This window comes from Paraclostridium tenue (genome assembly GCF_039521565.1).
GTDB classification, from domain to species: Bacteria; Bacillota; Clostridia; order Peptostreptococcales; family Peptostreptococcaceae; genus Paraclostridium; species Paraclostridium tenue.
Genome location: NZ_BAAACP010000045.1, coordinates 1 through 1,316, shown reverse-complemented (window position 1 = coordinate 1,316; position 1,316 = coordinate 1). Strand labels below are relative to the sequence as shown.

Sequence of the window (1,316 nt, the reverse complement as noted above, 5' to 3'; positions counted from 1 at the left end):
TTTTGAACTATTTCATAAGCCCCATGTCTAAATACTTCCTTTATATTTAAGGCTGGAATAATATATATTTCATCTCCTATTTTTACCTTCATACCATCTACTATTGCTAGTGTTAAAGGAATACGAAGTATAATCATTGTTCCTTTTCCTTTTTCACTATCTATACTAATAGAACCTCTTAGTTTACGAATGTTAGTATATACAACATCCATTCCTACACCTCTACCAGAGTATTCACTTACAGCTTCTTTAGTAGAAAATCCTGGTGCTAAGATAAAGTTATAGGCTTCTTTATCACTTATATCTTCAATATTTTTATTTGTAATGCCTTTTTCAATTGCTTTTTTTACAATAGATTCTTTATCTAATCCTCTACCATCGTCTTTAATAATAATAACAACATCTCCACCAGTATTTTTTGCTTCTAATGTTACAGTTGCTTTTTCTGGCTTTGAAGTCAATTTACGTTCTTCAGGAGTCTCGATACCATGATCCATACTATTTCTTACCATATGCATTAAAGGATCTGATATATTTTCTAAAATATTTTTATCTACTTCAGTTTGCTCACCTATTAGCTTTAAATCTACTGATTTTCCTGTTTTTCTACTCATATCCCTTACAACTCTTTGCATTTTTGTAAAGGTAGAAGAAATTGGAACCATACGAATTGACATAACTACATCTTGTAGTTCATTTGTTAGTTGATGTAATCTTCTTGCTTGCTTTTCAAAAAGATCTCTATCAAAGTTTTCTAGTTGTGACTGTTTTTCTACCATAGATTCAGTAGTAACAATTTCTCCAACTAAATTCATTAAAGTATCTACTTTACTAATATTTACAGTTAAATAACTATTTTTATTATGTGTATGATTGTTTTCTTTTTTAGTGTTCTTTTCTTTTTTAACTTCTTTTTCTATTTTTTTATCAGTATCTGCCTTAACAATTTCTTCTTTTTTAGGCTCTTCTTTTATTTCTTTTATCTCTTCTTTTGCTTTTTCCTCTACTTCCAATTCTTCTTTTGATGTATTGTCAATAACTTCTACATCATCATTTTCATTATCATTATTAGTGCTTAAGTTAACTTTTCCAAAAATATTTTCTAGTTCAGTTTTATCTGTGACTTCTTTTATTTCAAAGCTTTCTAAAAACATAGTTTCTTTAATAGGTTTTTCAAGTACAGATTTTTCTTCTTCAGTTTTTACATATAAAATAAATCCATCTTTGATTATAATATCATCACATTCACCCATTAAATCTTCAGGTACAGTTTTTATAAAAGAACACATATTTTCAATTGAATTTACTACACCAAA

1 protein-coding gene is annotated in these 1,316 nt (G+C 27.6%); it reads right to left on the bottom strand.

Annotated elements, in window-relative coordinates:
• Window positions 1-1,316 (bottom strand): chemotaxis protein CheA (locus ABFX13_RS14505; RefSeq protein ID WP_346047219.1); only part of this gene is annotated, 1,316 nt, incomplete at both ends.